Source organism: Uliginosibacterium gangwonense DSM 18521 (genome assembly GCF_000373965.1).
In the GTDB taxonomy this organism is placed as follows: domain Bacteria; phylum Pseudomonadota; class Gammaproteobacteria; order Burkholderiales; family Rhodocyclaceae; genus Uliginosibacterium; species Uliginosibacterium gangwonense.
On sequence record NZ_KB892834.1, the window covers coordinates 481259 to 508210 of the forward strand.

General features: G+C 59.5%; 22 protein-coding genes. 14 read left to right on the forward strand and 8 right to left on the reverse strand.

Annotated features, from left to right (window positions below; genetic code table 11):
• Positions 1 to 90: 90 nt before the first annotated feature.
• Positions 91 to 996: a LysR family transcriptional regulator gene (locus B145_RS0102235; RefSeq protein ID WP_026258748.1), complete on the forward strand. Its 906-nt coding sequence runs from the start codon at positions 91 to 93 to the stop codon at positions 994 to 996.
• On the opposite strand, the gene B145_RS28495 is transcribed toward B145_RS0102235, so the two are convergent.
• A complete protein-coding gene (locus B145_RS28495) occupies positions 993 to 1397 on the reverse strand; it encodes a hypothetical protein (RefSeq protein WP_157288230.1) in 405 nt (134 codons plus the stop codon). The two genes, B145_RS0102235 and B145_RS28495, sit on opposite strands and share 4 nt — an antisense overlap.
• Positions 1398 to 1579: 182 nt before the next feature.
• Between B145_RS28495 and B145_RS0102245 the strand changes: the two genes are divergently transcribed.
• From B145_RS0102245 to B145_RS0102275, 7 genes are all read left to right on the forward strand, one after another.
• Positions 1580 to 1990, forward strand: a complete 411-nt coding sequence (locus B145_RS0102245; protein WP_018604879.1) for a YciI family protein — start codon at positions 1580 to 1582, stop codon at positions 1988 to 1990.
• A gap of 43 nt (positions 1991 to 2033) precedes the next feature.
• Entirely contained in the window at positions 2034 to 2504 is a 471-nt protein-coding gene (locus B145_RS0102250; protein WP_018604883.1) for a VOC family protein, read from the forward strand.
• Between the two features lie 110 nt (positions 2505 to 2614).
• Positions 2615 to 2971, forward strand: a complete 357-nt coding sequence (locus B145_RS0102255; protein ID WP_018604885.1) for a YciI family protein — start codon at positions 2615 to 2617, stop codon at positions 2969 to 2971.
• A 15-nt stretch (positions 2972 to 2986) separates the two neighbouring features.
• On the forward strand, positions 2987 to 3472 hold the full coding sequence (locus B145_RS0102260) for a VOC family protein (RefSeq protein WP_018604887.1): 486 nt from the start codon (positions 2987 to 2989) through the stop codon (positions 3470 to 3472).
• A gap of 208 nt (positions 3473 to 3680) precedes the next feature.
• Positions 3681 to 4325, forward strand: coding sequence for a dihydrofolate reductase family protein (locus tag B145_RS0102265; RefSeq protein ID WP_026258749.1), 645 nt, complete (start codon positions 3681 to 3683; stop codon positions 4323 to 4325).
• 120 nt (positions 4326 to 4445) lie between these two features.
• Positions 4446 to 4850, forward strand: coding sequence for an SRPBCC family protein (locus B145_RS0102270; RefSeq protein ID WP_018604891.1), 405 nt, complete (start codon positions 4446 to 4448; stop codon positions 4848 to 4850).
• Between the two features lie 195 nt (positions 4851 to 5045).
• The gene (locus tag B145_RS0102275; RefSeq protein ID WP_018604892.1) at positions 5046 to 6311 is read left to right on the forward strand and encodes an RNA polymerase sigma factor; all 1266 of its coding nucleotides are present in this window, start codon (positions 5046 to 5048) and stop codon (positions 6309 to 6311) included.
• Between the two features lie 284 nt (positions 6312 to 6595).
• Here B145_RS0102275 and B145_RS27155 read toward each other — a convergent pair whose 3' ends face one another.
• Entirely contained in the window at positions 6596 to 10849 is a 4254-nt protein-coding gene (locus B145_RS27155; RefSeq protein ID WP_018604893.1) for an EAL domain-containing protein, read from the reverse strand.
• A 456-nt stretch (positions 10850 to 11305) separates the two neighbouring features.
• Between B145_RS27155 and B145_RS27995 the strand changes: the two genes are divergently transcribed.
• Genes B145_RS27995 through B145_RS0102315 form a run of 6 tightly spaced genes read left to right on the forward strand, consistent with a single transcriptional unit; the run spans position 11306 to position 19264 of the window.
• Entirely contained in the window at positions 11306 to 11398 is a 93-nt protein-coding gene (locus B145_RS27995; protein WP_018604894.1) for a potassium-transporting ATPase subunit F, read from the forward strand.
• Positions 11395 to 13179, forward strand: a complete 1785-nt coding sequence (kdpA, locus tag B145_RS0102295; protein ID WP_018604895.1) for a potassium-transporting ATPase subunit KdpA — start codon at positions 11395 to 11397, stop codon at positions 13177 to 13179. Before B145_RS27995 ends, kdpA begins: the two co-directional genes overlap by 4 nt.
• Positions 13180 to 13192: 13 nt before the next feature.
• The gene (kdpB, locus tag B145_RS0102300) at positions 13193 to 15280 is read left to right on the forward strand and encodes a potassium-transporting ATPase subunit KdpB (protein WP_018604896.1); all 2088 of its coding nucleotides are present in this window, start codon (positions 13193 to 13195) and stop codon (positions 15278 to 15280) included.
• Complete coding sequence (gene kdpC / locus B145_RS0102305) at positions 15280 to 15900, forward strand: potassium-transporting ATPase subunit KdpC (protein ID WP_018604897.1); 621 nt, start codon at positions 15280 to 15282, stop codon at positions 15898 to 15900. The genes kdpB and kdpC overlap by 1 nt, the downstream gene beginning before the upstream one ends.
• Positions 15897 to 18569, forward strand: a complete 2673-nt coding sequence (locus B145_RS0102310; protein ID WP_018604898.1) for a sensor histidine kinase — start codon at positions 15897 to 15899, stop codon at positions 18567 to 18569. Before kdpC ends, B145_RS0102310 begins: the two co-directional genes overlap by 4 nt.
• 2 nt (positions 18570 to 18571) lie before the next feature.
• Entirely contained in the window at positions 18572 to 19264 is a 693-nt protein-coding gene (locus tag B145_RS0102315; protein ID WP_018604899.1) for a response regulator, read from the forward strand.
• A gap of 121 nt (positions 19265 to 19385) precedes the next feature.
• Here the strand turns inward: B145_RS0102315 and B145_RS24120 are convergent, their stop codons facing one another.
• The 6 genes from B145_RS24120 to B145_RS24125 all read right to left on the reverse strand — a co-directional run bounded on the left by B145_RS24120 (position 19386) and on the right by B145_RS24125 (position 26928).
• Positions 19386 to 22508, reverse strand: a complete 3123-nt coding sequence (locus B145_RS24120; protein ID WP_018604900.1) for an efflux RND transporter permease subunit — start codon at positions 22506 to 22508, stop codon at positions 19386 to 19388.
• Positions 22505 to 24013 (reverse strand): efflux RND transporter periplasmic adaptor subunit, encoded by a 1509-nt coding sequence (locus B145_RS0102325; RefSeq protein WP_018604901.1) that lies wholly within the window; start codon positions 24011 to 24013, stop codon positions 22505 to 22507. The genes B145_RS24120 and B145_RS0102325 overlap by 4 nt, the downstream gene beginning before the upstream one ends.
• Positions 24010 to 25299: a TolC family protein gene (locus B145_RS0102330; RefSeq protein ID WP_018604902.1), complete on the reverse strand. Its 1290-nt coding sequence runs from the start codon at positions 25297 to 25299 to the stop codon at positions 24010 to 24012. The genes B145_RS0102325 and B145_RS0102330 overlap by 4 nt, the downstream gene beginning before the upstream one ends.
• Before the next feature lie 19 nt (positions 25300 to 25318).
• Entirely contained in the window at positions 25319 to 25678 is a 360-nt protein-coding gene (locus B145_RS0102335; protein ID WP_018604903.1) for a copper-binding protein, read from the reverse strand.
• A 78-nt stretch (positions 25679 to 25756) separates the two neighbouring features.
• On the reverse strand, positions 25757 to 26215 hold the full coding sequence (locus tag B145_RS0102340) for a hypothetical protein (RefSeq protein WP_157288231.1): 459 nt from the start codon (positions 26213 to 26215) through the stop codon (positions 25757 to 25759).
• A 113-nt stretch (positions 26216 to 26328) separates the two neighbouring features.
• Positions 26329 to 26928, reverse strand: a complete 600-nt coding sequence (locus tag B145_RS24125; RefSeq protein ID WP_083917573.1) for a histidine phosphatase family protein — start codon at positions 26926 to 26928, stop codon at positions 26329 to 26331.
• Between the last annotated feature and the right edge of the window lie 24 nt (positions 26929 to 26952).

Consider the following 26952-nt stretch of genomic DNA (forward strand, 5'->3'; position numbering starts at 1 on the left):
TCCGATGGAAGATACGAAACCAAGTCTAGGCGCCGCCCAATTGATCCACAATCCAGCAAAATTCGCACAGCCTGTGCCAAAATCAGCACAATGGCAGACCTCGAAGATCTCACTGCATTTGTTGCTGTCGCACGCGAAGGTGGCTTTCGCGGCGCAGCGCGAGCAACCGGCACCAGTGCGTCGCGCCTTAGCGAGGCACTGCGCAGGCTGGAAACCAAACTCGGCGTTCGGCTGCTTCATCGCACCACACGCAACGTAGCGCTGACCGACGCTGGTGCACGCCTGCTAGAGCGGTTGGGCCCTGCGCTTGCCGAAGTTGAAGCGTCGCTGGATGTAGTCAATGGTTTTCGTGATCGTCCAGCGGGCAGGCTGCGGCTGAACGTGCCAGTAAGCGCGGCACGGCTTGTGTTGCCCCGCATCGTGCCGCCATTCCTGGCCGCTTATCCCGACATCTGCCTTGAGGTGATTGCCGAGGATCGTTTCGTCGATCTGGTCGCCGAGGGCTGCGACGCAGGCATCCGTTACGAGGAGCGCCTGGAGCAGGACATGGTGGCAATTCCCATCGGCCCCAGACGACAGCGCTTTGCGGCGGCTGCATCGCCTGCCTATCTGGAACGCCGGGGTCGGCCGAATCATCCGCGCGAACTCCTTGAACACGCCTGTCTGCGTGGTCGCTTCGCAAGTGGCGCCATGAACGCCTGGGCGTTCGAACGCGATGGCGAGGTCGTGAAGGTGGACCCGAATGGGCCGCTGATTGTTGGCGTGGGAGCAGCCACTGATCTTGCTGTCGAAGCTGCCGTCGCCGGTAGCGGCATCATTTATCTCTTTGAAGACTGGCTGCGTCCTTATATCGAACGCGGGGAATTGGAGCCTGTTCTGGAGCCATGGTGGCCGAGCTTTTCCGGCCCGTTTCTCTACTACCCAGGGCGACGTTACCTTCCCGCTCCGCTTAGGGCGTTTGTCGACTTCGCCAACTCAATGCAGCCATGGCGTTAATCGGTAGTGCTCTGTGTTGGGGCGCTTGCCAGGCGTAGTACCCCGCAAGGATGAACTTGCATCACCTTGCATATGCACCGCAATTCTTCCCCTTGAGCGATTTGCGCCTGTTGCTCATCAACACCTCCATCGGTTTTTGATTTTAAGGCTTCAAGGTGTCTAGAAAACCCGATGCGATTCAAATTACGCCGAAAGCATAAAGCAGATATTCGAACAAAATAGCCAACCGGCGTAACTGTTATCAACAGCCGCTTCCGAGCTTTTGTGTTGAAAACTCGGCTTTTTGCTCGACATGCAGCTTTCAAAATACTGACGTTCTCCCCACTGATCAATGAGTCGCCCAAAACCTTCATTAGCAATCTGACACGGGCATCATCAGAAAATGACCACATTGCAGACATTGGCGGGAATTTTCCGGATGCCCACTAGACTGTATGAGGGCAGCTGATCACAAGCACCGCATGAACCAGAAAATTTTGGTTTATTTCAGTAGGCATGTCGATTTTGACTGGGCAGGATCGTCGTGGAGTTAGAACCCGGAATAAGCCGGCGTTTGCATCGTTTTTGTACAGAGGAGACGCGCATGCGCTACATGATCATCGTCAAGGCGACCATCGAGTCGGAAGCTGAAACCACTCCGATTTCGGCCGATGCGGACCTGCTGACGGAAATGGCTTACTACCACGAACAGTTGACGAAGGCTGGTGCGCTGCTCGACGGCTCGGGACTCAGGCCGAGTTCTCAGGGCTGGCGCATCCGCTACGAGGGCAACACTCGCTGCGTGATTGATGGCCCGTTCGCCGAAACCAATGAGTTGATCGCCGGCTACACCCTCATTCAGGTGAAATCGCGCGAGGAAGCGATGGAATGGACGCGCCGTTTTCCAAACCCTGCCGGGCACGGTAAGCCGGCCGAAATCGAAGTGCGGCGGCTATACGAGTTCGCAGACTTCGCGCCCTCGCCAGTGATTGAGCGCATGCGCAATATCCTCTGAGTTGTACGGTCATACACCTATTATTCTTTCAAGGAGCCTGGTCATGAATGTCACCGTTTCGCCCATCCCCGAAGGCATGCACAGCCTTACCCCACATATCGTCTGCCGCGACGCCAGCGCCGCGATGGACTTCTACGTCCGCGCCTTCGGTGCCGTCGAGCAAGCCCGCCTGCCCGGTCCCGACGGCAAACTCATGCACGGCATGATGAAAATCGGCGATTCGTCGCTGATGCTGGTGGACGAAAACCCCGAATGGAACATGAACTCGCCGCTCGCGCTCGGCGGCACGCCAGTCACGCTGCATCTCTACGTCGTGGACGTTGACGCGGCAATCGCGCGCGCGGTTAAGGCGGGGGCCGTACTCAAAATGCCCGCTGCCGACATGTTCTGGGGCGACCGCTATGGCCAAGTTCGAGATCCGTTCGGGCACACGTGGTCCATTGCAACACACATCCGCGACATGAGTCCGGACGAAATTCAGGCCGCCTCGAAGCTGGCTTGCTCGGGCGCCTGAAGCGAAACGCTTCGCGCGGCCACCGCATTCCTCGCCATGTTGTGACAAACCATGTAGGTGATGGCATTCCATCCAAGCTCGACCCCTGAACCCCAAAGGAGGATGCTGCAATGAAATTCATGCTGTTAATCATTGAGCCGCGCGGCCAGCGCGACACCCGCAGCGAGGACGAGGGCCGCGCGCTGTATGCCGAAATGGTCGAGTTCGGCCAGGGGCTCGCCGCCCGCGGGCAATTGTTGGCAAGCGAATCGCTGCGCCCGGACAGTCATGGCGTACGCATCCAGCGACGCAGCGAGCAGGCCCGTCTGATCGACGGCCCCTTCGCCGAAGCGCGCGAAATGGTGGGCGGTTTCTTCCTGATTGAGTGTGGCAGCCGCGAGGAGGCACTGGTAATTGCCCAAAACTGTCCCGCCGCACGCTTTGCCACCGTCGAGGTGCGCGAATGCGCGCCGTGCTACGTGCAGTGAAATTGGAGAAATGCCATGACCAATATTGCCAAGAACACCATTTGCCTTTGGTTCGACGGTACTGCAGAAGACGCGGCACGGTTTTACGCCGCAATTTTTCCAGACTCTTCGGTTGACGCGGTATATCACGCACCTGGAGATTTCCCTGCCGGGAAGGCCGGGGCTGTTTTGACGGTCAGTTTCACGGTGATGGGCATTCCGTGCCTCGGGCTAAACGGTGGTCCCGCGTTCAGCCACAGTCCCGCGTTCTCCTTTCAGGTAGCAACCCTTGACCAGGCTGAAACGGATCGCTACTGGAATGCGATTGTCAGCAATGGCGGTCATGAGAGCGATTGCGGCTGGTGCCAGGACAAATGGGGGTTGTCGTGGCAAATCACGCCGCGCGCACTGATGGAAGCGATTGCCGATCCCGATCCGGCAGCCGCTAAACGTGCGTTTGATTCGATGATGACGATGCGAAAGATTGACATTGCCACGATTGAGGCAGCACGCCGTGGCTAAGAACCTGTTCATGATCTTACTGCGAGGCCGTGATCGGGGCTCATGCGCTGCTCGAAATCCTCATTTATCAAACATAAACTCCGGTTTCTGCGCTGCTCTTCACCCCGCTGACGGCCTCTCGCTACAGATCGTGAACAGCTTCTAAGACATCTGGAGTACAAGCGGCGCATTGGGCGACACAAATATTGAGCATGCGAGGGGAATAGCGATGAGCAAATTGCGTGTGGAAAGTTTTTCGATGTCCATCGATGGATGCAGTGCAGGCCCAAACCAGAGTCTCGAAAACCCGCTGGGTATTGGAGGGCGAGCGCTGCACGAGTGGTTTTTTCCTACGGCTACGTTTCAGCAGATGTTTGGAAATGAAGCGGGTACCACTGGCATCGATAACGATTTCGCGGTGCGAGGTTTCCGCAACATAGGCGCATGGATCCTCGGTCGAAATATGTTTGGCCCGATTCGTGGGCCATGGCCAGACGGCAATTGGAAAGGGTGGTGGGGCGATAACCCCCCGTATCACGTACCTGTGTTCGTGTTGACTCACCATGCCCGTGACTCGATCACAATGGATGGCGGCACGACCTTTCACTTCATCACAGATGGAATCCACTCTGCATTAGACCGTGCCAAAGAAGCGGCAAACGGATTGGATGTTCGGATTGGCGGCGGGGCCGCAACAATCCAGCAATACTTGCGAGCGGGTCTGATAGACGAGCTACATATTGCGATTGCACCAATTCTGCTTGGCGCTGGGGAGAAATTGTTCTCTGATATCAATTTAATCTCCCTTGGCTACCAGTGCGTGGAGCACGTTGCCGCGGCCAAGGCAACTCACGTCGTACTCAGGAAGATTTGATTGTTTATCATCGCAGCCCCCCAAACAAGGCGCTCTAACGGGCGTTCTGAATGCAAATATCATGACCTGCATTTCACCCGCGGGCGAGTGTGAAACGCCATCCTCCCTGAGGAGTTTTTCATGAAAGTGACCGTTGAAACCCTTGTGCTCGCGCCGATCGACATCGTCTGGCGCGCTTATACGACACCTGCGGACATCATGCAATGGAACGCCGCATCGGACGACTGGCATACCACCGCTGCCAGTGTGGACCTGCGCGAAGGCGGTACCTTTACTTCGCGCATGGAAGCCAAGGACGGCAGTGAGGGCTTCGACTTTTCTGGCACCTATACCCACATCATACCGCTGCGCAAGATCGAATACGCCTTCGGCGACCGTACCGGGCAGGTTGAATTCGTTGAGCAGTCCGACGGGGTGCAGGTGCGTGTTTCCTTTGATCCCGAAACCACGTTCCCGATCGAATACCAGCGCGCCGGTTGGCAAGCGATTCTCGACAACTTTGCACGCCACGTGGCGGCACGCTGATCCTTTTCTGCAAGGAGAGCAAGATGCCCTGTTATGAGTTGATAGGGCGGGATTTCGAAACAGGCCTGCAGGCCAAAAAAGGCGACTGAACATGACGACCAAACAAATGTTCATTAATCTGCCCGGCTCCGATTTAAAGGCGTCCATCCCCTGCTTTACCCGCCTCAGCTTCAACCCGATAGTGAGGTTTACTGGATGACGGCGGTCGCCGATACGCTCGCCGCAATATGGCATATCGAGTCGGCCAAGGTCGTGGGCGCCGTTGCCCGGCTCACACGCGACCTGGCGCTGGCGGAAGAGTGTGCGCAGGACGCGCTGGTCGCAGCACTGGAGTACTGGCCGGTGCATGGTGTTCCGGACAATCCCGCGGCCTGGCTGACCACCGCTGCCAAGCGGCGTGCGCTTGACGTGCTTCGTCATCGAACGCAGGCCGCGCCAAAACATGCCGAACTCGCGGTCGAACTTGACACACAGCACACCATCCGCGCAGCCGATTTCGCCGAAGCGGTGGATGCCGCACTCGACGACGACATTGGCGATGACCTGCTTGCGCTGATGTTCACCGCCTGCCATCCGCTACTCTCGCCCGAAGCACGCGCGGCGCTGACCCTGAAAGTGGTTGGCGGCCTGTCTGTGGAGGAAATCGCGCGCGCCTATCTCAAGCCCGCCGCCACCCTCGCGCAACGCATCGTACGGGCCAAACGCACCCTGGCTGAAGCACGCGTGCCCTTCGAAACACCACGCGGCGCGGAACTGACGGCGCGGCTGCCGTCGGTGCTGGAAGTGCTTTACCTGATTTTCAACGAAGGCTATGCCGCCACGGTGGGTGACGACTGGATGCGTCCAGCGCTGTGCGAGGAAGCGCAGCGTCTGGGCCGCGTGCTCGCCAGCCGCCTACCAGACGTTGCGGAGGCGCATGGCCTGCTTGCGCTGATGGAAATTCAGGCATCCCGACTTGCCGCGCGCGTCGACGCGGCAGGTCAACCGGTGCTGTTGATGGATCAGGACCGCACGCGTTGGGATCGCCTGCTGATTCGTCGCGGGCTGGCTGCACTGGCACACGCCGAGGGCTTGCCAGGTCCGTTCGGCCCCTACACCTTGCAGGCCGCCATCGCCGCCTGTCATGCCCGGGCCGCTGTGCCCGCCGATACCGACTGGTCGCGCATTACTGCGTTCTATGACGCCTTGATGCAGATATCTCCCTCGCCAGTGGTGGCGCTCAATCGGGCTGTCGCGGTCAGCATGGCCTTCGGTCCCGCCGCCGGGCTGGAACTGGTCGAGGCGCTCACTATCGATCCGGCGCTCAAGACCTATCACCTGCTACCGGCGGTGCGCGGCGATCTGCTGGTCAAGCTGGATCGCATCGAGGAAGCGCGCGTCGAATTCAGGCGCGCTGCGAAGTTAGCGCAGAATGCGCGGGAACGGGCTTTGTTGATGGCGCGGGCGGCGACCGGGGAGTGAGCCGGGCACCCCCTGGTGTACAGGATCTGCCCCAAAAAATGCTGCGTCCTCGTAGCCGACTTCCTGGGTGATCACCTCCGTCTACGATCTACAGGCCCCAAGGGGGCGAGACACAGCCAAAAAAATGTCACACAGTGGTTTGAACTTCAGCTTTTATCGGCCAAAGCAGCCTCTCAGTGCTGTCTGAGCGGCAGGTGTAGCGGGCAAGGAGGCCTGCCCCACGGCGACGGAATCAGGCGTAACTTACTTTGGTGGTGAAGATTCAACTGGCGCTGCTTTTGAGACTAATCATCAAGCCCAAGTACGGGGAAACTGTGGAGAGACTTCCCTGCGTAACACAGTGCGGCGAATTCGCTGGCTGGCAACGGGCGGGCAAAAAGATAGCCCTGGATCTCGTCGCAACCTTGGGTGCGCAGGCAATTCAGTTGCAACGCTGTTTCGACCCCTTCGCCAACCACCTTGAGGCCCAGACGATGCGCCAGGTCGATGATGGCGGCGGCAATCACTGCGGCTCCTTCGTCGTTGCCAAGGTCGCGCACGAAGGACTGATCGATCTTAAGGGCGTCGATCGGAAAGCGCTGAAGGTAGCCGAAGCTGGAATAGCCGGTTCCGAAGTCGTCGAGCGACAGATGTACGCCAATCTGCTTGAGCGCCTGCAGGATTGCGATGGTGCGCTGCGGGTCGTCCATCAGCATGCTCTCAGTTAGCTCCAGCTCCAGGCAATCGGCATTGAGACGATGGCGTGTCAGCGCCGCCTGCACCACTGCCGGCAGATCGCCAGCATGGAACTGGCGTGCTGAGACGTTCAGGGCCAGACGGCATGCAGGAAGGCCTTCGTCATGCCATGCACGCAACTGACGGCAGCACTCGTCGATTACCCAGGAGCCGATTGGCACGATCAAGCCGGTCGCCTCGGCCAGCGGGATAAACTGCCCCGGTGGTACGAGTCGGCCATCGCTCTGACGCCAACGGATCAGGGCCTCGGCGCCGCAAATGCGGCCAGTCTGCAGTTCGACCTTGGCTTGGTAGTGGAGCTCGAATTCCTGTCTTTCGACGCCTTTGCGCAGGGCCGCATCAAGCTCCAGCCTGCGCAGGGCCTCGGCGTTCATTGCTGCGGCATAGAAGCAGAAACGGTTGCGCCCCTGGGCCTTGGCCTGATGCAGGGCTGCGTCGGCATTGCGCAGCATATCGTTCGAGTTGGCTCCGTCATCGGGATAGATGCTAATGCCGATGCTGGCCCCCACATAGAGCTCCGCCGCATCCGTCAGGTGGAAGGGCTCTGCAAGGGCGACGAGAATCGCCTGTGCCACTTTGGCTGCCAACTCCGGGTGTTCGATCGCTTCCAGAATCAGCACGAACTCGTCACTGCCCAGGCGCCCTAGCGTGTCCTCGCTGCGCACGCGCTGGCGCAGGCGTGTTGCGACTTCCACCAGCAATTGATCGCCGGCCTGATGCCCGAGGCTGTCATTGACGGTCTGGAAACGGTCGAGATTCAAGAACAGCACGGCTACCCGGCGGCGTGACCGCGCCGCCTGATTCAACGAGTGCTCTAGACGCGACTGCAGCAACAGACGGTTGGGGAGCTCGGTCAGCGGGTCATAATGCGCCAGATGGTCGAGCTGCTCCTCGTTGCGCCGCTGCTGGCTGATGTCAGTCATCAGCGCTACGTAGCGCCCAGTTTGGCCATGCTCATCAGTTACTGCTGAGATGGTGATCCAGCACGGATAGGGTTCGCCGCACTTGCGCCGGTTCCAGATCTCGCCATGCCACTGCCCAGTGTGATGCAGGCTCGCCCACAGCCCTTGATAGTACTCCGGCCCATGCCTATCCGAGCGCAGGATACGGGTGTTGTGGCCAAGTACCTCAGCTTCGGTATATCCGGTCATGTCGGTAAAGGCCTGATTGACCGCCAGGATTGCGCCCGAGGGATCCGTGATCATGACTCCTTCGCGCGCACTCTCGAACACGGTCGCGGCCTGGCGCAGGCGTTCATCGGCCTGTCGGCTCTCGGTGATGTCGCTGGTGATGCCCACGTAGCATCCGGCCAGCCCCTGCGTTGTGGTGACTGGATGACCACGCTCATGCACCCAGCGTCGGCTGCCGTCAGGACGCATGACCTGGTATTCCAGCTCGAAAGGCTGTCCAGCCTGCATGGCCTGCTGTTTGGTCTGCCAGACCCGCTCGCGCTCAGCTTCGTCGAGCGCCTGCAACTTGAGCGAGGGATCCGCATAGAGCGCCGCGCAGGGCTGCTGCCAGATGGTTTCGTATGCGGGGCTGACATAGGCATAACGACGTGGCGAAGGCTCAATCAACCAGATTACCTCGGGAATCGTCGCTGCAATCAGGCGGAAGCGTTCCTCACTCTCCAGCAGCGCCTGTTCGGCGGCCTTGCGGGCTCCGATGTCTTCGATCACCGAAATGAAATAGCCGGCGGTGCCGTCATTGTCACGAACGAGCGAAACGGTGAGCTTGACCCACACCACCGCCCCATCCTTGCGAAGGTAGCGTTTTTCCAGTTCATAGCTGCTCAGCTCGCCACTGAGCACATTGCCGACCAAACCGATGTCCAGTTCCAGATCGTCGGGGTGGGTGATGTCCTGAAAACTCAGCTTGAGCAGTTCGTCATAGCTGTAGCCCACGATTTCGCAGAGCTTGCGATTGACGCGCAGCCAGCGCCCGTCCGGCGCGACATGGGCGATGCCAACAGCAGCCTGCTCGAAGGTGGCACGGAAGCGTTCCTCGAGACTATGCAACTCCCGCCCAACGCGTTGCCGCTCCTTGATCAGGCTGTCGATGCGGGCCAGCAATTCATCGACCGTGAAGGGCTTCTGGATGTAATCCTGGACACCATGGCGGAGCAACTTGGCACGCAGAACATCGTCCGCCTTGGCGGTCAGCATGATGATGGGGGTGGCGTCCAGATCCGGATGCTGGCGGATGATCTCGACTAGGCGGTCACCGCTCATGCCCGGCATCATGACATCCGAGAGAATCAATGCAGGCCGCAGATCGAGTGCCATGCGCAGCCCAGCATGCCCGTCAAACGCGTTGGCCACGCGATACGGCCCGGCCAGTGCTGAGCTGACGAAGGCATTCATGTCCGAATTATCTTCAATCACCAGGATCAGGGGGGCGTCACCATTCCACACCTCTTGAATGACTGAGCGGTCGACAGACCGCAGCTCTTCGAGCGGCGGATCGGCCAGTATGGATTCACCTGCCACCAGTGTGCCAACCACACAGCCTACCGGGGCACGCTCCGGCAAGCGCACCACGAAGGCTGCGCCGCCTTCGGGGGCCTCCCGCGCCATGACTGCACCGTGTTGCAGAGCAACGAACTCGCGGACGATGGACAGTCCAAGGCCGGTGCCGCCGACGCGTCGTTCGGCACTGTCATCAAGTTGGTGGAACCGTTCGAACACCACCTCACGCATGTTTACCGGAATCCCCGGGCCGCTGTCGCAAACCTCCAGCACAGCCTCGTCCGCCTCGTGGTGCAAGGCGACCCGCACAATGCCGCCATCTGGCACGAACTTGAAGGCATTCGAGATCAGGTTCAGTAGCACCCGCTCGCACTTCTGTGCATCAGCCTGCACATTGAGTTGCAGCGGACAATCCACCTGATAGCGGATGTTGCGGTCGCAAGCGATGGTATCGAAATTGGATGCGAACACGCGTACCATTCCGGCCAGATCGAAGCGCACGTAATGCACACGCATGTGTCCAGCATCAAGCTTGGCCAGATCCAGCAGGTTGTCGACCTGGCGGTGGAGCAGCCGCGCATTACGCTGCACCACCTGCAGGTTGTGCCGTTCCGTCCTGTCTAGGTGCGGTGATTCGAGCAGGTGTGCCAGCGGACCGAGAATCAGGGTCAGCGGGGTGCGCAACTCGTGACTGACGTTGGCGAAGAAGCGGGTCTTCAACTCATCAAGCTCCCGCGTCTTACGGTACAGGCGGTCGAGTTCCTCGTTGGCACTCTTGAGCTGCGCGCTGGCCTCGGCCACCTCGCGGGCGCGCGCGAAAACCTCGGTTTCCATGCGTAGCGCCTGCTGACGTAGAGTGTCGTTGAGGCGGTTTTCCTCCACCCCCTGCTGCTTGAGGCGCACGAACTCGGTCACATCTTCGACGCGATGGATGATATAGGCCAGATGTCCGTTTGCACTGGCCACCGGGGTGTTGAGCGGACTCCAGTAGCGCGCCTCGAACCCACCGCCCTCCTCGACCGGCTTACGGATGTCGTACTTCTGCACCGGCATTGCATCAGCTTGACCGGTCTGCAGCACGCGCTGCAGCGACACACGCAGGTTCCTGACGCCTTCGGCCTCGGGGTCATCTGGATTATCCGGAAAGACCTCGAAGATCCACTTGCCGAGAATGTCATCCGGGCGAGTCATCGTGGCACGCGCGTAGGCCTGATTGACGGCCACGATCTGCAGCTGTGGATCAAGCACCAGATACAGGCCCGGCGCAGCATCGAAGAGGCTCTGATAATCGGGCGTCCGGTTCAGTAGATTTTCGGGCGATTCGGCGTTCGTCATCCCCAACTTACTCCAATTAATACAATTGCCATGCGAGTAGTCTACTCATGGCCTGCATCGGCCCGTAGTTCGCACCACGAGCAACTTGGAAGCAACAAATTTCTAAGAAAGATAGATCAATCCGAACCTTGTCTCCCACAATTGGCCCCCAAGTGCAGATTGCCGATTCAATTGAAATGAATCGTCCCAGGTTGCGTGGCTACTGCGCAGCCTGTTTAACCGCAAGGCGCGGAAGCTTTCTCCACCCCGGTTCTTTACGCAATCCTTACGCCCGTTAGTGTTCATTTAACACCGGCTTTACGCCGATCTTTCTAGAGTTCGAAGCAAGAAAGAGCGTGTTGCTCTTTGTTGTCGGAGGTCTTCCGTGAACGAACTCTTGATCATCGCTGTCCTGCTCGCTGTGTTTGCCAGTGTTGTGTTGCTGGTCGCTGCGTGTCGCAGACTGGGGGTGCACAAATGAACATCCTCTATTGGCTGGCGGGGGGGGTTGCCCTGCTGCTGTTCATCTACTTGCTGATTGCGCTGTTCCGCGCCGAGGAGATGTCATGAACCACTCCTCTATCGTGCAGGTTTTGTTGTACTTGTTTGTACTGCTGGTGCTGGCTTGGCCGTTGGGGCGCTATTTGGCTGATCTGTTTGAAGGGCGTTGGGCTACGCGCTGGCCGCGTTTGGGGCGGCTTGCCGGGCATGCATACCGTCTGTGTGGTATTCAGCCTGAAGAGGAGATGAGTTGGTGGCGCTATGCGCTGGCTTTGCTGGTGTTCAATGCCATCGGTGTGCTCGTGGTATATGCCATACAGCGCATGCAGGCCTGGTTGCCGCTTAATCCGGCGGGCATGGCTGCCATTGAGCCAGGTTCGGCCTTCAATACCGCAATCAGCTTTGTTACCAATACCAATTGGCAAGGCTATAGCGGTGAGGCGGCGATGAGCCACCTGACCCAGATGCTGGCCTTGGCGGTGCAGAATTTTCTTTCCGCTGCCACGGGGCTGGCTGTGGCGATTGCCTTGATTCGCGGTTTTGTCCGGCGCAGTGCGCAAGGGATTGGCAATGCATGGGTGGATCTGGTGCGTGGCACGGTGGGGGTGCTACTGCCGCTGTCTGTGGTCGTGGCGGTGTTCCTGGTTGCCCAAGGCGTGGTGCAGAACTTTTCCGGCCCGCAGGAGGTGAGTCTCATACAGCCCTTCGAGTATTCGCAACCCAAGCTGGGTACCGATGGTCAACCGCTCAAGGATGCGGGTGGGCAGGTCATCAACGAGACCTTGATGGCGAAGACGCAGAGTATCCCGATGGGGCCTGTTGCTTCTCAGGAAGCTATCAAGATGGTCGGTACGAATGGTGGTGGTTTTTTCAACGCGAATTCTGCGCATCCTTTCGAGAATCCGACGCCGCTGAGCAATTATGTTCAGATGCTGGCGATCTTTCTGATCCCGGCGGCCTTGTGTTTCACGTTGGGGCACATGGTGGGCAATATCCGTCAGGGCGTGACTATCCTGGCTGCGATGAGTCTGATTTTCCTGGCACTGCTGGCGCTTACGATTTGGGCTGAAGGCCATGCCAACCCGATGCTGACAGCCTTGGGCATGGATGGTGCGGGCGGCAATCTTGAGGGTAAGGAGTTGCGTTTTGGCAGCCTGCAATCTGCCATCTTTGCGGTGATTACGACAGCGGCATCCTGTGGTGCGGTCAATGCCATGCATGACAGCTTCATGCCGCTCGGGGGGCTGGTGCCGATGCTGCAGATCCAGCTCGGCGAAGTGGTGTTTGGTGGCGTGGGCGCAGGGCTCTATGGCATGCTGATTTTTGCCATCGAAGCAGTTTTCATCGCGGGTCTAATGATCGGGCGTACCCCGGAATATCTGGGCAAGAAGATCGAGTCTTTCGAAATGAAAATGGTGTCAATCGCTATTCTTGCCACCCCTTTATTGATCCTGGGCGGTACTGCCGTTGCAGTGATGATGCCAGATGCATTGGCGAGCCTTGCCAACCCGGCGGCGCACGGTTTCTCGGAAATCCTGTACGCATTTTCATCGGCCACCAACAACAACGGTTCGGCTTTTGCGGGGCTGTCGGCCAACACGCCGTTCTACAACCTTGCCTTGGGACTTGCGATGTGGTTCGGGCGCTTCACCGTGATCATCCCGGTGCTGGCGATTGCGGGGCAGCTTGCGGCCAAGCCCCGTTTGGCCGAGACGCCGGGAACGCTTCCCACGCATGGCCCGTTGTTCGTGGTGCTGTTGATCGGTGTGGTGCTGCTCGTTGGTGCGCTCACCTATCTGCCTGCTCTTGCGCTCGGCCCGATTGTCGAGCATCTGCAACTTTTCCATTGAAAGGAAGCTTGTCATGAGCAAATCTCAAGCGCTTCCGCTGTTCGACCCGAAGCTGGTGAAGCCTGCCCTGCTCGAATCCCTGCGTAAGCTCTCACCTCGCGCCCAATGGCGCAACCCGGTGATGTTCGTGGTATGGATCGGTAGTGTTCTCACCACCATACTTGCCGTGCAGGCCAGTTCCGGTCGTGGGGATGCTTCGGCTGGTTTTGTCTGGGCGATTACGATCTGGCTGTGGTTTACGATCCTGTTTGCCAACTTTGCCGAAGCCATTGCCGAAGGCCGTGGCCGGGCTCAGGCCGAGGCGCTACGCGGGTTGCGCCGGACGACATGGGCCAAGCTGCTGCGGGAACCCCATTACGGTGCCCAGTGGCAACTGCGTGAATCGAACGAATTGCGCATGGGGGATGTGGTGATCGTTTCAACCGGCGAGACGATTCCGGGTGATGGAGAAGTGATCGAAGGGGTCGCCTCTGTAGATGAGTCGGCAATTACCGGTGAATCTGCGCCTGTGATCCGTGAGGCGGGCGGTGACTTCTGTTCGGTGACGGGCGGCACACGCGTACTCTCAGACTGGCTGGTGGTTCGCATTACCGCGAATCCGGGCGATGCCTTCCTTGACCGCATGATTGCAATGGTCGAAGGCGCCAAGCGCGGCAAAACGCCCAACGAGATCGCCCTGACCATCCTGCTCGTGGCGATGACCATGATCTTCCTGTTTGCCTGTGCCAGCCTCCTGCCTTTCTCGCTCTACAGCGTAAGCAGCGCCGGGCAAGGCTTGCCGATCAGCGTGACCGCACTGGTTGCCCTGCTGGTGTGCCTGATCCCGACGACGATCGCCGGTCTGCTGTCTGCCATTGGCGTGGCTGGCATGAGCCGCATGATGCAGGCCAACGTCATTGCCACCTCGGGGCGCGCAGTCGAAGCGGCCGGGGACGTGGACGTGCTGCTGCTCGACAAGACGGGCACAATCACATTGGGTAATCGTCAGGCCAGCGCATTCATCCCCGCTCAGGGCGTTAGCGAACGCGAACTGGCTGATGCAGCCCAGCTTGCCTCATTGTCCGACGAGACGCCCGAAGGACGCAGCATCGTCGTGCTGGCCAAGGATAAATTCAATCTGCGTGGTCGTGAGCTGCATGACGCGAGCTTCGTGCCCTTCACGGCGCAAACGCGTATGAGCGGTGTCGACATCACGAAAGGCGATGCCCAGCAACACGGCCAGCGCCACATTCGCAAGGGGGCTGCGGAGGCCGTGCGGGGCTGGGTTCAGGATCAGGGCGCAGCCTTCCCTTCCGACGTACTGCGCAATGTAGAGGCGGTCGCCAAGCGTGGCAGCACGCCGCTGGTGGTGGCTGATGGCAAACGCGTGCTGGGGGTGATAGAACTCAAGGACATTGTCAAAGGCGGCATTGCTGAACGTTTTGCTGCACTGCGCCGGATGGGCATCAAGACCGTGATGATCACGGGGGACAACAAGCTCACCGCCGCCGCCATTGCCGCCGAGGCAGGTGTGGATGACTATCTTGCCGAGGCGCGTCCAGAGGACAAGCTGAAACTGATCCGTGATTACCAGGCCGAGGGACACCTGGTTGCCATGACAGGAGATGGCACCAACGACGCCCCCGCACTGGCCCAGGCCGATGTGGCGGTGGCGATGAATTCGGGCACCCAGGCGGCGAAAGAGGCTGGCAACATGGTCGACCTCGATTCCAACCCGACCAAGCTGATCGAGATCGTCGAGACCGGCAAGCAGATGCTGATGACACGCGGCGCCCTGACGACCTTTTCCGTGGCCAATGACGTTGCCAAATACTTTGCGATTCTGCCCGCTGTTTTCGTCGGCACTTATCCACAGCTTGCGCGGCTGGACGTGATGCAGCTCTCCAGCCCGACTTCGGCCATTCTCTCCGCCGTGATATTCAATGCCCTCATCATTGTGGCGCTGATCCCGCTAGCCCTACGTGGGGTGCGCTATCGCCCACTTGGCGCAGCCGTGTTGCTGAGGCGGAACCTGTTGATCTATGGTTTGGGCGGTGTGGTATTGCCTTTCCCATGCATCAAACTGATTGATCTTACATTGCATGCTATGGGAGTTGCCTGATGAACACCCTGAATCAAAATATGCCTACAGAATCGGTCTGGCACACCTGTGTCGATACTTTGCGCCCGGCATTATGCCTGTTCGCGCTGCTGAGTCTGCTGACGGGCGTGCTCTACCCGTTGACCATAACGGCTATCGCTCAGATCATATTCCCGGCCCAGGCCAATGGTAGCCTGATCAGGCGCGGCGATCAGGTTGTTGGCTCAGCGCTGATCGGCCAGTTCTTCAGCGAGCCGAAGTACCTGTGGGGGCGCCCCTCGGCGACCGGGCCGATGCCATATAATGCGCTGTCCTCCGGTGGCTCCAACCTCGGGCCGACCAACCCCGCACTGAGCGACGCGGTCAAAGCCCGCATCGAAGCCTTGCGCATCGCGCAACCCGGACAATCTGGCACCATCCCGCAAGACCTGGTTACGGCCTCCGCGTCGGGGCTTGATCCGCATGTTTCGCCCGAAGCGGCGCTCTGGCAGGTTGAACGTATTGCCCATGCACGCAGCATTGCACCGGAACGCGTAAAGGCTATCATTGCAGCCAACACCCAGGCGAGCGATCTTGGCCTCTTTGGCGAGGCGCGCGTCAACGTTCTACGGGTCAATCTTGATCTGGATGCCAAGCCGTGACTGAACAACGCCCTGACCCTGATCGCCTTCTGGCCTCCATCGCACGAGATGAACAGCTGGCGACACGTGGCAAGCTGAAGATTTTCTTCGGCGCTTGTGCAGGTGTCGGTAAAACCTATGCCATGCTTTCGGCAGCCCGCCAGCGTGCTCTGGAAGGCGAGGAAGTTTTGATCGGTCTTGTCGAAACGCATGGCCGCAAGGAAACGGCTGCTCTGCTGGAAGGTCTCGCCCAACTGCCGCGTCGTGAGCTGAGCTACCGTGGTCATATGCTCACCGAGTTCGATCTCGACGCCGCGCTGGCGCGCAAACCAGCGCTGATTGTGGTGGACGAACTGGCTCACAGCAATGTTGAGGGGAGCCGCCATCGCAAGCGTTGGCAGGACGTTGAGGAATTGCTGGCCGCCGGGATCAACGTATGGTCGGCGCTCAACGTCCAGCACCTGGAAAGTCTCAACGATGTCGTCGGCAGCATCACGGGTATTCGCGTCAACGAAACCGTTCCAGATCTGGTTTTCAAGTGCGCCGATGAAGTCGCACTCATCGACTTGCCGCCCGAGGAACTGCAGGCCCGTCTGAAGGCGGGCAAAGTTTATCTGGCGGAAGCGGCCGAACGCGCTGCGGACAATTTTTTTCGCACGGGCAACCTCATCGCCCTGCGCGAGTTGGCCCTGCGCCGGACGGCTGACCGGGTTGATGCGCAGATGCGCGCCTGGCGCAGCGAACGGGCGATTGAACGCGTTTGGGAGACACGGGAGCGTTTGATCGTATGCATCGGCTCAGGCATTGGCGGCGAAACCTTGGTGCGCAATGCCGCCCGCATGGCCGCCAATCTGCAGGCGGAATGGATCGCACTCAGCGTTGAAACCCCTGAAATGGCAGGTGAATCTGAAACCCGACGCGGTCGACGACGCCGTGCGCTGAAACTCGCCGAATCGTTGGGCGCAGAAGTCTGCACGCTCAGCGCCAATGACGCGGCAACCGCAATCGTGCGTTTTGCGCAAAATCGCAATGCAAGCAAAATTGCCTTAGGGCGGGCGCGTCGCAATGCATGGCAGCGCTTGCTGCATCCCTCGTTGCTGGATCGGCTGGTCAGCCTGGAACACGAGCTGGAGCTGGTCGTGGTCGGGCTGGAATGCAAGGAAGAGGCTTCCCCATCCGTGCCGGATTCAAGCCGTCGGCTGCCCCGCTCCTGGCGGGGTTATATCTGGACTGTCGCCATCTGCGCCATGACAACCGCGTTGGCCGGGGTATTGCTGTCTTTTTTCGATCTTGCCAATGTCGTCATGGTCTTCCTGCTTGCTGTCGTTGGCATCGCGCTGCGCTTTGGGCGTGGCCCTGGCGCGCTGGCGGCATGTCTATCAGTGGCCGCGTTTGATTTTTTCTTCGTCCCGCCGCGCCTGACCTTCACCGTTAATGACACACAGTATTTCTTCACCTTTGCGATGATGTTGGTTGTGGCGCTGGTGATCGGCCAGCTTGCCGCCCGACTCAAGTTCGAGGCGGTTACGGCAGCCACCCGTGAGCATCGCTCACTGCAACAGGCCGAATTCTCGCGCGCGCTGTCGGCAGCCTTGTCGACTGAGCAGATTATTGATCTTGCCACGCAACGCTTGCCGGGCATCTTGGATGCAAAGGTCTCGATCCTTCTCCCCGATGCGCAGGAGCGCCTGCATCCCGCCCACAGCAATGCCTTTGATTTTGCCGACACAGCCGTGGCCGCATGGGTCTACATACATCAGCAAGCAGCAGGGCTTGGCACCGCCACACTGACGGCGGCACGTTCCCGTTACCTGCCATTGAAGGCATCACTGCGGGTGCGCGGAGTACTCGGCTTGCAGCCAGAAAAAGGCATCAATCTCGATGAACCTGAAACGCTGCGGCAAATCGAAGCCTGTTGTGTGCAGGTGGCACAAGCCCTTGAACGCGTGCACTACGTCGAAGTGGCCCAGGATGCGCTGGTGACCATGGAGTCTGAGCGCCTGCGCAACTCCCTGCTATCCGCCGTCTCACACGATCTGCGCACGCCGCTCACCGGTCTTGTCGGTATTGCCGATACACTGGCAGCCACAGGCCAGCACTCGCCAGAAGAAAACGAAATGCTGCAGGCGATGCGCGACACGGCGCATCGTCTGGTTGCACTGGTCACCAATCTGCTCGATATGGCTCGTTTGCAGACTGGGCACGTCAAACTTCGGCAGGATTGGTGTGCCATTGAAGAGGTTATAGAAACAGCAAGTCGCCAAATGGCACTGCCACTACAAACACATCATTTGATCGTGCAGTGCGATCCAGGGCTGCCCTTGTGCCGTTTTGATCCGATTCTGATCGAGCGTGTTTTGGTCAATCTGCTCGACAATGCCGTCAAATACACGCCTGCAAACAGCACAATCCACATCCTGGCGCATGCGGAAGAGGCGCTGCTGACTGTCAATGTCGAGGATGACGGACCTGGGCTGGTGCCGGGTTCCGAAGAGCGATTATTCTCCAAGTTCGAGCGAGGCAGCAGCGAAAGCGCCCAGCCCGGCGTTGGCTTGGGGTTGGCGATCTGCCGTGCCATTGTGGCAGCACATGGCGGCAGCATTTGTGCGCGCAATCGCGCCGAGGGCGGGGCCGTCTTTTCGTTCACACTGCCGCTTGGCAAAATGCCGGATACTGACGAACTGGAGTAGCTATGAATGCCCCGAGTCTGCGGGTACTGATCATTGAGGATGACCCCGTCATCCGCCGCTTCGTGCGCAGCGCGCTGGAGGCCGAGGCATGCGAAGTCTTTGAAGCCGATACCGCAGCGCGTGGCGAGATTGAGGCAGGCACACGCCAGCCCGCCTTGCTCATTCTGGATCTTGGATTACCTGATCGGGATGGGCAGGACGTCATCCGGGGGCTGCGGACTTGGTCGCAGGTGCCCATCATTGTGCTGTCTGCACGCACCAACGAAGATGAAAAAGTCCGGGCACTGGATGCGGGGGCTGACGACTATCTGGTCAAACCTTTTGGCGTGCCCGAACTCCTGGCGCGTGTGCGCGCCCAACTACGCCGCAGCGCCTTGATTGGTCACGAAGCCCAGCCGGTCTTCTGCTTCGGCCAGATTGAGGTCAACATGATTGAGCGTCGCATTACCCGGGCCGGGGAAGAGGTTCACCTGACGCCCATCGAATTCCGCCTGTTGGCCGCACTGATCCGCAGTCATGGTCGCGTCATGACCCACCGCCAGTTGCTAACGGAAGCCTGGGGGCCGGGCTACGCAGAACGTAGCCACTACCTGCGCATCTACATGAAGCAACTCCGCGAAAAGCTGGAACGCAATCCTGCGCAGCCGGAATTCCTGCTGACTGAAACCGGTGTAGGGTACAGGTTGGCAGGATAATGCCAGCCTGTATCTGCATTCTTACGTCATGAATCCAGTGTTTTGTCCACAGAATGTGCACAGGGGTGTGGATAAAATCTTCTCGTGCCGAGAATGACTTATCCACACCCTACTTGGCGCTTTACTTGTTTTTGCGCCGTATCAGCAGGTAGACCGCCGGGATCAAGAACATGGAGAGCAGTGGCGCGGTGATCATTCCGCCCACCATGGGGGCGGCGATCCGCTGCATGACCTCAGAGCCGGTGCCGCCACCCCACATGATCGGTAGCAAGCCTGCGAGGATCACCGCCACCGTCATGGCCTTGGGGCGCACGCGCAATACCGCCCCTTCCCGAATGGCTTCGCTCAGTGCAGTTTGATCGGTGTGTCCTGCCGCCAGCCGTGCCTCCCAGGCATGCTTGAGGTAGAGCAGCATGATCACCCCGAATTCGGCTGACACGCCTGCCAGGGCGATGAAGCCCACCGCACCTGCCACAGACAGGTTGTAACCCAGCAGCCAGAGCAACCAGATGCCGCCCACCAGCGCGAACGGCAAGGTCGCCATGATCAGTAGCGCCTCATCGATCCGGCGGAAGGTCAGATAGAGCAGCACGAAGATGATCAGCAATGTGAAAGGCACCACGATCTTCATCTTGGCGGTGGCGCGCTCCAGATATTCAAACTGCCCGGACCACGCAATCGAGTATCCCGAAGGCATTTTCACCTGGGCCGACACAGCTTGCTGCATATCCTTTACCGTGCTGGCCAGATCGCGCCCCCGGATATCCACATACACCCAGCCGGACAAACGCGCGTTCTCGCTCTTGAGCATGGGCGGGCCGTCGCTGACGCGAACCTGGGCCACGTCCCCCAGCCGCAGCCACGCCCCGCGCGGGCCGACGATGGGCAGATCGCGCAGCGCCTGCACCGAATCGCGGATTTCACGCGGGTAACGCACATTGATCGGGTAACGCGCCAAGCCTTCGATGGTTTCGCCGATGTTTTCGCCCCCAATGGCGGAGCTGACCACCGACTGCACGTCCGCGATATTCATGCCAAAGCGGGCTGCCGCGTCGCGGTCGATCTGCACATCCACATAGCGCCCGCCAGTCAGGCGTTCGGCCAGTGCGGAACTCACCCCCGGCACCTGCTTGACCACTTGCTCAATCTGCGTGGTCAGGCGCTCGATCTGCGCCAGATCGGTCCCCCCCACCTTGACGCCCACCGGGCTCTTGATGCCGGTGGCCAGCATGTCCAGGCGGTTGCGGATCGGTGGCACCCAGATGTTTGCCAACCCCGGCACCTTGACGATGCGGTCCAGCTCTTCGATCAGCTTCTCCGTTGTCATACCCGGTCGCCATTCTTCCTTGGGCTTGAACTGGATCGTGGTCTCGAACATCTCCAGCGGGGCCGGGTCGGTGGCCGATTCCGCCCGCCCGGCTTTGCCAAAGACACGGGCGACTTCCGGCACCGTTTTGATCAGGCGGTCGGTCTGCTGCAACAACTCCGCAGCCTTGCCCGCCGACAGCCCTGGCAAGGCGCTTGGCATATACAGCAGATCGCCTTCATCCAGCGGCGGCATGAATTCTCCACCGATGTGTTGCAGTGGCCACAGGCTGGCGATCAACAAAACAAGGGCTGCGCCCAGCACCGTTTTGGGGTAACGCAATACCCGCTCCAACAAGGGTTTGTAGCAGGCAATCAAAAAGCGATTGAGTGGGTTGCGCGTTTCATCCGGTATCTTGCCGCGAATCAGATAGCCCATCAGCACGGGGATCAAAGTCACCGCCAAAGCTGCTGCGGCTGCCATGGCATAGGTCTTGGTGAATGCCAGCGGCGAAAACATCCGCCCTTCCTGTGCTTCCAGCGTGAATACCGGGATGAATGACAAGGTAATCACCAGCAGCGAGAAGAACAGCGCAGGCCCCACCTCTGCTGCCGCATCCGCAATGATCTGCCAGTGCGTAGCCCCCTGCGGGGATTCGCCCGGATGCGCATGACGCCATTGCTCCAGATGCTTGTGGGCGTTTTCGATCATCACCACGGCCGCATCCACCATGGCACCAATCGCAATCGCAATGCCACCCAGCGACATGATGTTTGCATTGACGCCCTGATAATGCATCACGATAAAGGCCATCAGCACGCCCAGCGGCAGTGAGACAATGGCGACCAGCGAAGAGCGCAGATGGAACAGGAAGAGGAAGCACACCAACGCCACCACCACGAATTCTTCGAGCAGCTTATGCTTGAGGTTATCCACAGCGCGCTCAATCAGTTTGCTGCGGTCATAGGTTGGCACAATTTCCACGCCTTCTGGCAGGCTCGATTGCAGGCTGGCAAGTTTGGCCTTGACGGCGTGGATCGCCTCCAGCGCATTGCGCCCGGAGCGCAGTACAATCACGCCTCCCGCTACTTCGCCTTCACCATCCAGATCGGCAATCCCCCGGCGCATCTCGGGGCCAAGCTGGATCGTTGCCACATCGCCCAGGCGCACGGATACGCCCGCATTGGTGCTGAGGAGTGGCACCTTGCGGAAGTCATCCAGCGTTTTCAGATAGCCACTGGCCCGCACCATGTATTCGGCCTCCCCCATTTCCAGCACCGAGCCGCCGGTTTCCTGATTTGCCTTGTTGAGTGCATCAATGACCATGGCATGGCTCAGGCCGTAGGCGCGCAGGCGATCCGGATTGAGCACTACCTGATATTGGCGCACCATGCCGCCGACGGAGGCGACTTCCGCCACATCCGGCACGGTTTTCAGTTCGTACTTCAGGAACCAGTCCTGCAGGCCGCGTAGCTGCGCCAGATCGTGCTTGCCACTGCGATCCACCAGCGCGTAGCTGTAAATCCAGCCTACGCCGGTGGCATCTGGACCGAGCGCCGGTTTGGCACTGGCAGGCAGGCGGGATTGCACCTGATTCAGGTATTCCAGCACCCGCGAGCGTGCCCAATACAGATCGGTGCCATCTTCAAACAGCACGTAGACGAACGAATCACCAAAGAACGAGAAACCCCGTACCGTTTTGGCTCCGGGCACCGACAGCATTGTGGTGGTCAGTGGATAAGTCACCTGGTTTTCCACAATCTGCGGCGCTTGGCCGGGGAAGCTCGTGCGGATGATGACCTGCACGTCCGACAGGTCCGGCAAGGCATCCACCGGCGTGCGCAACACCGATACCACACCCCATGCAGACAGCATCAATGTGGCCAGCAGCACCAGAAAACGGTTGGTGATTGACCAGCGAATCAGGCGGGCGATCATTTGTGCGCTCCCTGTGCGTCAATCGGCATCACGTGTGTCAGCACCGGCTGCCCGCCCGCAGGTACCTGGAAGGCGACATGCACCTTCTGCCCCGGTTTGATGTCCTTGGGCCAACCATCCTTGGGTACGGTAAAGCCCATTGTCATGGCGCCCCATTTGAGTTCGGGAATCGGCGGGTGGGAGAGCATGGCCAAGTCGCCATCGAGCAACTCGAAAACGGCTACCACCGCATACTCCTTTGGCGCACTGGCCGCTGGCGTGGTACGGGTGCCCACGGCACGCAGATTGGCCTCGGAATCCAGCAGGAACTGGCCGGAGACGACAAGCTTCTGCCCGGCCTGCAAGCCCTTGATGATCTCAATGCGCCCATCGGCTTCCTGCCCGGTTTGCACTTCGCTGGGGTGATATTTGCCCTCGCCATCGGCCACCATCACCACGCTGCGCTCGCCGGTGCGGATTACTGCTTCGCTGGGCACCAACAGGGCGGAACGGTTGTCCACACCCAGGGCCAGACGCACAAACATGCCAGGGGCAAGTCGGCTACCTGGGTTGGCCAGTTCGATGCGTGCCTTCAGCGTGCGCGTGGTGGCGTCTACCTCGGGCAACAAGGTCTGTATCCGGCCATGGAAAACCTGATCGGGGAAGCCCGCGGCATGTGCATCCACGGCCGTGCCGGGCTTCACCCACATCGCCTGGGCCTCTGGTACTTCGGCATTGACCCATACGCTATCCAGACTGTTGATGCGGAACAGTGTGGTGCCTGCTGCAACGGTCATGCCCTCCCGCGCTGCCAGCTCAAGCACACTGCCGGAATTGGGCGCGGTAATCGTGGTGCGCGCCAAGACCTTGCCACTGCGTTCAACTTGGTTGATCAATGCCTCTGGCATCCCAGCCTGCCTCATCCTTGCGCGTGCGGCGTCGATCAACACTGCAAGGTTTTCGCCCTGCATATGGCGCAAGGCCAGATATTCTTCCTGTGCGGCCACCCAGTCTGGCACATAGATGTCGGCCAGGGGCTGGCCGCGCGTGACGTGGTCCAGCGTCGCCCGCACATAGAGTTTTTCCACATAGCCGGTGTTGCGGGCCTGCACAACGGTGAGGCCACGTTCGTTCCAGGTCACGCTGCCACTGACTTCCAGCTTTGGCTGCAAGCTGCCCTGCTCGACCGCTACCGTACGCAGCCCCAGGTTCTGTACTTGGCGCCCGCTCACGCTGATGCCACCGGCATCGGCAGTATCATCCGCATAGACCGGCACTAGGGGCATATCCATGAAGGGGGATTTGCCCGGTTTATCGAATTTCTGCCCCGGCACCATCGGGTCGTGCCAATACAGCACCTTGCGGCCAGTCGCAGGGTCGACCTTACCTGCGCCATTCGCCACAGCAGCGCCGGATGTTGCGCCTGTGGCGGCGTGGCTCATGCCAAAGCGGTACGCCACGGTCGCGCTCAGGGCAGAGGCGAGCACCACCGCAACGGCCCCGGCCAAAATCATGTTTCGTTTCATGGTTGCACTCCTTGGGTGGGCGAGGCGAGCGGGTTGTCTTCTTCGCGGGGATTCACGTAATTCAGGCTGGCCCAGGCGCGGGCGGTATCGAGCGCGACGCGCTGGCGCTCCATCTGGGTATCAACAGCCATGCGGCGCGCCTCCAGCACACGCTGCAGGCCACCCGTAGCGGCTTTGTAGCCCGCCATGGCCGCATCAATCTGTTGGCGCGACAGCGGAATCAGCTCGGCGTCATAGCGCTGCAATCTGGCCAGATCAGCCTGCCATGCGGCAAGACTGGCACGCAATTCGGCCTGATAACTGCGCAGCATATCCTCCTGCTCTGCTTTGGCCTGATCGAGCTTGGCCAACTGCGCGGCCAACTCACGGTCTTGCCGCTGTGGACGATCCCATGGCAGGGGCATGGAAAAATTCAGCGATACCATGTTCGGGTAACCGGGGCCGCGCTGGCTATACATCAGCTCCACGCTGACATCGGGCTTGCGGTTCTCGCGTGCCACGCGTACATCGGCTTCGGCTACTGCCACCCCCGCAGCGCGCATTGAGAGGGCCGGATGAGAGTCGATACCTTCGAGTAATTGGGCAGGTTGCCAGGAGAGATGCTCGATATCTGGCGGCTCCGCCAGGGTACGTGCTGCGTCCTCACCCACCCAGCGCGTCAGTCGGGCACGGGCGATGGCAATATCGCGCTGCATCTGCGCCAGTTGATCGCGCATGCGCTCGCCTGCCAAGCGGGCCGCCATGACATCTGCCTGCTCGCCACGCCCGGCGCGGAAAGCCGCTTCACCGGCCTGGCGTTGCAGATCCAGTTCATCAATCTGGGTTTTGATAAAGGCCAGGGTGCGCTCCTGGTAGGCGACCTCAAACCAGCTCAGGGCCGTTTCGCGGCGGATTTCCGCAAGGCTTAAGCGCTGTTGAACGCGGGCGAGGCTTGCTTCCTGGCTGGCGCGGTCGCTACGGGCTTCACGCTTGGCGCCACGCGTGAATTCCTGCATCAAGGCGACCGAACGCATGGTCATGCCCTCTTGCACAAGGCTCCACGCGCCTTCCCCACTGACAGGGACATTATTCACCCCGACTTTGAGGACGGGGTCAGGTAACTGCCTCGCGGCGACGGCCATTTCGCGTGCGGCAGTTTCCTGGGCGCGTGCGGCTGTCAGTTGCGGAGCGCGGTTTTCGGCGATCTGCTGGGCCTCGACGAGCGTCAGCGGTCCGGCGGCATATACGCCACCGGACAACAGGGCTGCGAGGATCCAGCCGCCGACATGGCGGGCTTGGATCTTCATGAAGAAACTCCCGAAAAGATCAGCGCTGAATCGAGGTGACGGTCAACACACCGTCGATCTGCTCTGCGCGAAAGTGGATCGCGTCGCCTTGCTTGAGCTTGGGCGGCAGGGCGACCCCGTCCTTGATGACGAACACCATCGTCATAGCACCCATGCCCAGATTGCGCAACTCACCGTGCTTGATGGTGATCTTACGGGCCTTCAGATCAATGGCGCGAACCTCGCCACTACTGAGTTCAGTGTTGGCAGGAGCGTCAGACATAGCCGCCATGTTGTGCATGTCATGGCCCATGTTTTGTTGGGCCTGGGCGGCGGCAAATTGGGAGAAAGCAGCAATGGAAACGGAGGCGAAAACGGTAATCAGGCTACGAGTATTCATGGCAAATTCCTGGTCGAATCAATACACCACCCGCCACAGCGTGTGGACGGGCGGACAACGAAAACGAGTGAGTGACGATCAGGAATTGCTGCGCGGAGGTCTTTCCAGACCATCCGGAATGAAGCCCAAAGGCTCAATGAGGTTCAAGCTGAGATAGGCCGTGGCGCCCAATGGGGCAGGTACTTGAACGCCCGCAGATGTACCGAACATGACGCCAATGCAGCATGTACCGCACACCTTGAGTTTGGCAGGCATGTGGTCGATATGCCCGCCAGGTGCGTGGGAGGCTGCCATGCCATGATCGGCCTGGGCCATGTCCATATCGTGGCAAGACGCCATGTGCTCCGGCTCAACCGTCTCCTGAGCCATGGATGCCGTACCTCGTTCCATGCTCATGGCCATGACAGCCGCCGACACCCCCTGCAAGGGCAGTGCCAACACAAGCAGACCGACGAGAAGGATGTGGAATAAGCGGTACATTGAGCAGGATTTGATACGGGCGCGGAAGAATAGTTCCACAAAAAGCGTCAACTTCACTGTATAGAAAAGCGGAACATCAGGCAAGCACAGGCGCACAAGAGGGAATAATTTTTGTGGATAATCATCAAAGGTCGTCAAAGGAAACGGCGAGCAGGCCTCCGTGCTATTGGTTACGGTGCTTCAAGATGGCCTGTCCTGTTGAGTTCATAGCGCTCAATCGTGCCATCTGCCCGAAACTGGAATTGGTTGATGCAGCAGTTTTCCTGCTTGAAGGTGGTCCACTCCGTAACAGGGCGATCAAGCGTCATCAATACCAGGCATCGATTGACGGCTTCGTGCGCGGCAATCAGAACATTCTGCGCATCAGATTGTTTAAGCCAGCTCAGAAAGTTCGAGCAACGCTCCCAGACTTCAAGAATGGTTTCGCCTCCATCGGGTTTGAAATGCCATCGCAGCAGTCCGCTTGCTGCGCGCGCTTCCTGATATTCCTGCACGGGGCCACCTTCAAAAATGCCAAATGATCTTTCGCGCAATCTTTCATCCGTGATAATCGGAAGTCGGTGATGTTGGGCGATGGCCTGAGCGGTTTGTAAGGCACGCGCTTGAGGACTGGATATGATGAGATCAATTTTCTCTTCAGCAAGCGCTTGCCCCAAGGCCCTTGCCTGACGATGGCCCGAGTCACTTAATGGAATGTCCCTTGTTCCTTGTATCAGCTTGGCCGCATTGTTAGCGGTGATGCCGTGTCTTACGATAAACAGACGTTTCATGGATACTTACTGACTCACGCTCAA

What these genes read in the sequence shown, in the direction of transcription:
- B145_RS0102235 (WP_026258748.1), top strand. Translation starts at nt 91, where the DNA reads ATGGCAGACCTCGAAGATCTCACTGCATTTGTTGCTGTCGCACGCGAA.
- B145_RS28495 (WP_157288230.1), bottom strand. Translation starts at nt 1,397, where the DNA reads ATGTCTGCAATGTGGTCATTTTCTGATGATGCCCGTGTCAGATTGCTA.
- B145_RS0102245 (WP_018604879.1), top strand. Translation starts at nt 1,580, where the DNA reads ATGCGCTACATGATCATCGTCAAGGCGACCATCGAGTCGGAAGCTGAA.
- B145_RS0102250 (WP_018604883.1), top strand. Translation starts at nt 2,034, where the DNA reads ATGAATGTCACCGTTTCGCCCATCCCCGAAGGCATGCACAGCCTTACC.
- B145_RS0102255 (WP_018604885.1), top strand. Translation starts at nt 2,615, where the DNA reads ATGAAATTCATGCTGTTAATCATTGAGCCGCGCGGCCAGCGCGACACC.
- B145_RS0102260 (WP_018604887.1), top strand. Translation starts at nt 2,987, where the DNA reads ATGACCAATATTGCCAAGAACACCATTTGCCTTTGGTTCGACGGTACT.
- B145_RS0102265 (WP_026258749.1), top strand. Translation starts at nt 3,681, where the DNA reads ATGAGCAAATTGCGTGTGGAAAGTTTTTCGATGTCCATCGATGGATGC.
- B145_RS0102270 (WP_018604891.1), top strand. Translation starts at nt 4,446, where the DNA reads ATGAAAGTGACCGTTGAAACCCTTGTGCTCGCGCCGATCGACATCGTC.
- B145_RS0102275 (WP_018604892.1), top strand. Translation starts at nt 5,046, where the DNA reads ATGACGGCGGTCGCCGATACGCTCGCCGCAATATGGCATATCGAGTCG.
- B145_RS27155 (WP_018604893.1), bottom strand. Translation starts at nt 10,849, where the DNA reads ATGACGAACGCCGAATCGCCCGAAAATCTACTGAACCGGACGCCCGAT.
- B145_RS27995 (WP_018604894.1), top strand. Translation starts at nt 11,306, where the DNA reads ATGAACATCCTCTATTGGCTGGCGGGGGGGGTTGCCCTGCTGCTGTTC.
- kdpA (WP_018604895.1), top strand. Translation starts at nt 11,395, where the DNA reads ATGAACCACTCCTCTATCGTGCAGGTTTTGTTGTACTTGTTTGTACTG.
- kdpB (WP_018604896.1), top strand. Translation starts at nt 13,193, where the DNA reads ATGAGCAAATCTCAAGCGCTTCCGCTGTTCGACCCGAAGCTGGTGAAG.
- kdpC (WP_018604897.1), top strand. Translation starts at nt 15,280, where the DNA reads ATGAACACCCTGAATCAAAATATGCCTACAGAATCGGTCTGGCACACC.
- B145_RS0102315 (WP_018604899.1), top strand. Translation starts at nt 18,572, where the DNA reads ATGAATGCCCCGAGTCTGCGGGTACTGATCATTGAGGATGACCCCGTC.
- B145_RS24120 (WP_018604900.1), bottom strand. Translation starts at nt 22,508, where the DNA reads ATGATCGCCCGCCTGATTCGCTGGTCAATCACCAACCGTTTTCTGGTG.
- B145_RS0102325 (WP_018604901.1), bottom strand. Translation starts at nt 24,013, where the DNA reads ATGAAACGAAACATGATTTTGGCCGGGGCCGTTGCGGTGGTGCTCGCC.
- B145_RS0102330 (WP_018604902.1), bottom strand. Translation starts at nt 25,299, where the DNA reads ATGAAGATCCAAGCCCGCCATGTCGGCGGCTGGATCCTCGCAGCCCTG.
- B145_RS0102335 (WP_018604903.1), bottom strand. Translation starts at nt 25,678, where the DNA reads ATGAATACTCGTAGCCTGATTACCGTTTTCGCCTCCGTTTCCATTGCT.
- B145_RS24125 (WP_083917573.1), bottom strand. Translation starts at nt 26,928, where the DNA reads ATGAAACGTCTGTTTATCGTAAGACACGGCATCACCGCTAACAATGCG.